Source organism: Microbulbifer harenosus (assembly GCF_005771435.1).
Taxonomy (GTDB): Bacteria; Pseudomonadota; Gammaproteobacteria; order Pseudomonadales; family Cellvibrionaceae; genus Microbulbifer; species Microbulbifer harenosus.
This window is the reverse complement of sequence record NZ_VANI01000034.1, coordinates 1-3,229: the sequence shown is the minus strand read 5'-3', so window position 1 is coordinate 3,229 and position 3,229 is coordinate 1. Positions and strand designations below refer to the sequence as shown.

The following is a 3,229-nucleotide window of genomic DNA, read 5'->3' as shown; positions in this document are numbered from 1 at the left end:
CCATAACAAGGTGCTGTAGTATGCTCCGGCCCCTGCGGGGCCTCCGCGGGACGGCCTACGCTACGCTCCGGCCGCCCCTAAGCGCGGCGTTATAAATTTCTGAGGTAGAGAGAAAATATCGTGCTGGGAAAGCTAAATGCATTGAGTGTTTATGCATCATGGTTGGCAATACTGTCGTTCTTTGTATGGCTTGCGTATGCAAAAATGTATCTTCCAGAAGACGCGAGCATATTTCCATTGATTTTGATTGTTGGTGTATTCGGAGCATCAGTGCTTACTCATCTGGTTTTAGCATTCTTCGTCCGATGTCCATATTGTAGAAAGTGCTTAACCGTTCAGGGCATTAGTCATCCCCATCCGGCAACCACTGGATGGTTGGGGCAAAGTAGTAGCTGTTTGGTTTAGCGGAAAAGTTCAGTGCATTCATTGTGGTGGCACTGTGAATACACACAATTTATAACAATCGCAGGCAGGATGCTCCGGCCCTTCGGGCCTCCGCGGGACGCCCAACGCTATGCACATTTTGTGCGGTCGCTGCGCTCCCAGTTTCGCACAAAATGTACATAGCATTGGTCGCCCCTGCTGCGGGCGTTATTGTTCTGGAGAAGTAGATGCCATTTGAGTTACCTGAAGATCAGCTAGAAAATACCGAGAATGAGCTTGGGGCAAAGCTTCCTACGGCTTATCGTTCTTCGATGCTGAAGTCGAATGGCGGCTATGCATGTATTGGTGAAGAGGATTGGGATTTCTACCCTATAAAAGATCTATCGGATAGAAAGCGAATCTCTCGCACGTGTAATCACATACTTAGCGAAACAGCATCATGTAGAGAATTCGGTTACTTTCCAGAAGGGGCAATTGCCATTGCTGGCAATGGCTGCGGAGATCAATTAATTCTCCTTAGAGAGGCAGGTATAATTCTCGATAAAGTCAGCGTTTGGTCGCACGAGGATGGTTCGATTTCTGAGGTTGCCCCGGACTTCAGTGCTATCGAAAAACAATAACAAGGCCGGGCAATTCGCTCCGGGCCTGCGGCCCTCCGCGGGACAGCTTACCTTGCGCACGTTTTGCGCGGGTCGCTGCGCTCCCATTTTCGCGCAAAACGTGCGCAAGGTAAGCTGCCCCTGCCGGCGGCGTTAGGCATCATAATGAATATTGAAAAATCAATCGCATATTTCAAACAGACTTTTTACAGTGATGCAAAGCCGGATATAGAGCTCGATAAAGAAGACGCTCCATTCTGTCTTAATTACAGCGATGATTTTTCAGTATTTTTTCTCTGCGATTGCGGTGATCACTATGCCGTCATGCAGGAGAAGCACTTTAAAGAATCAAGTTTTAGTGCTGATGAACTCTTAGCTATTGGAATAGGGAATTTAAGAGCGGTCGCAGACGAAATTAAAATAAACCAGAATGAAGGGCTTCTCTATTTTTCTGGAAGTGGCGATTTTGAGGCAAGTTTACTGCTTGTTCCAGAGATATGGAGTGACTGGCTGGCTGAGTACTGCCCAAATGGTTATGTGGCGGCTATACCCGCACGGGATATTCTGGTCGTATCCGATAAACACAATGAATCAGGTATAGAAAAACTTATTTCAATTATTGAGCGCATTTGGCCAGATGGCGACCATCTACTAAGCAATAGTTTATATCACCAAAGTGGTCAAAAATGGGTGCCTTACAAAAATGCCTAACAAAGCCAAGCAGTTTGCTCCGGCCCTTCGGGCCTCCGCGGGACGGCCAACGCTGTGCACCTTTAGCGCGGTCGCTACGCTCCCATTATTGCGCAAAAGGCGCACAACGTCGGCCGCCCCTGTTGGCGGCGTTATGGTGCCGGTCGGTAAAAATTAGTGTTTGTGTTGCTGGTATTTCTGCGCATTGTTTTGGGAATCCAGTACAAGGCTTTTATGCCAGTCACATTCAAGTAGTTTCGTTCCTAGAGCGTTCGCTGTGGTTCGGTAGAATAGGGCAATTCCGCTGCAGTATCGTGGAGTGCCAATAAGATAAAAATTGGTTGGGGAAAGTGCGGTATTCTTTCCTCGTTTTAATGGGCAGTGGCCAGCCAATCCGTGGCTGGCAAAGTGCCGGAAAGCAGGCCCGGAGTGCGGCATACCATAACAAGGCGCTGTAGTATGCTCCGGCCCCTGCGGGGCCTCCGCGGGACGGCCTACGCTACGCTCCGGCCGCCCCTAAGCGCGGCGTTATGTGCAAGAGCACTGAAGGAAAATCATAAGTATGAAAGGAAGCTGCTTGTGTGGTCAGGTTCAGTATCAAATAGAAAAGCTAGAAAGCCCAATTCAGCACTGCTCCTGCAAAACATGTAGAAAAGCGCATTCAGCAGCATTCAATACGGCTGCTGCAGTTTCAAAGCATAGTTTTAATTGGGTAAAGGGCGAGGATAAAATTTCGGGGTATGAATCTTCGCCCGGAAAAGTTCGGTACTTTTGCTCAACTTGCGGATCTCAGCTAATCGCTGAGAAAGAAGGTAATCCAAATTACATTCTTCGCGTTGCAACTTTAGATGAAGATCCCGGGGTTAAAGCAGAGTTCGGTATTTGGAAATCTCATGAAGTTTCTTGGTTGGAGTATGGTGAGCATATTCCCGCGCACCAAGAGTGGCAGCCCGGTCGGTAGCCCGCAGCACATAACAATGCAATGCAGCCGACGTCTTACTTTGTGCACTTTTTGCACGGTCGCTGCGCTCCCATTTTCGTGCAAAAAGCACACAAAGTAAGCCGCGCCTGATTGCGGCGTTATGTGAAATGCACCGATAAATTGGTACGGCTAAATCGATGGCAAAAATAGAAAGGTACATCATTGCAAGTGATGTCGGAGATCGAGACGGCATAGGTATAGAAATATACTCAGGTAACGATATGCTTCTGGAAGTATTTCGAGATGATTCGAAGAAGGTTAGAGAAGTTACTCTATACAGAGAAAATCTCGATCTCGACTTAATTGAGGAATCAATAGAGCTATTTAAGCGTGAGATTCCCTGGGAGTTTCAAGATTAGTGGTAGCTCATCACATAACAAACAGCGGCAGAGCGACAGCCAACGCTACGCACCTTTTGTGTTACTCGCTGGCGCTCAAACAATAACACAAAATGCGCTCCGCGCTGGCTGCGCCTGCGCTGGGCGTTATGCATCATTGACGATGCTCATACTATGGATATATACGAAGAATTAGAGGAGCTTTATAAAAATGGAGCCTCTATTGATAAAATTTA

Annotated in this window: 3 protein-coding genes; all 3 read left to right on the top strand. The window is 47.7% G+C overall.

Annotated elements, in window-relative coordinates; translation table 11 throughout:
- The first annotated feature begins 611 nt into the window (after nucleotides 1-611).
- The 3 genes from FDY93_RS19085 to FDY93_RS19075 all read left to right on the top strand — a co-directional run bounded on the left by FDY93_RS19085 (nucleotide 612) and on the right by FDY93_RS19075 (nucleotide 2,634).
- Nucleotides 612-1,004, top strand: coding sequence for an SMI1/KNR4 family protein (locus FDY93_RS19085; protein ID WP_138237352.1), 393 nt, complete (start codon nucleotides 612-614; stop codon nucleotides 1,002-1,004).
- A gap of 144 nt (nucleotides 1,005-1,148) precedes the next feature.
- Complete coding sequence (locus tag FDY93_RS19080) at nucleotides 1,149-1,694, top strand: DUF1444 family protein (RefSeq protein ID WP_138237351.1); 546 nt, start codon at nucleotides 1,149-1,151, stop codon at nucleotides 1,692-1,694.
- Nucleotides 1,695-2,235: 541 nt separating this feature from the next.
- The gene (locus FDY93_RS19075; RefSeq protein WP_138237350.1) at nucleotides 2,236-2,634 is read left to right on the top strand and encodes a GFA family protein; all 399 of its coding nucleotides are present in this window, start codon (nucleotides 2,236-2,238) and stop codon (nucleotides 2,632-2,634) included.
- Nucleotides 2,635-3,229 lie beyond the last annotated feature (595 nt).

Bases quoted from the DNA above. Each gene is read 5' to 3' on its own strand.
- FDY93_RS19080 (WP_138237351.1), top strand. From the start codon at position 1,149: ATGAATATTGAAAAATCAATCGCATATTTCAAACAGACTTTTTACAGT.
- FDY93_RS19075 (WP_138237350.1), top strand. From the start codon at position 2,236: ATGAAAGGAAGCTGCTTGTGTGGTCAGGTTCAGTATCAAATAGAAAAG.
- FDY93_RS19085 (WP_138237352.1), top strand. From the start codon at position 612: ATGCCATTTGAGTTACCTGAAGATCAGCTAGAAAATACCGAGAATGAG.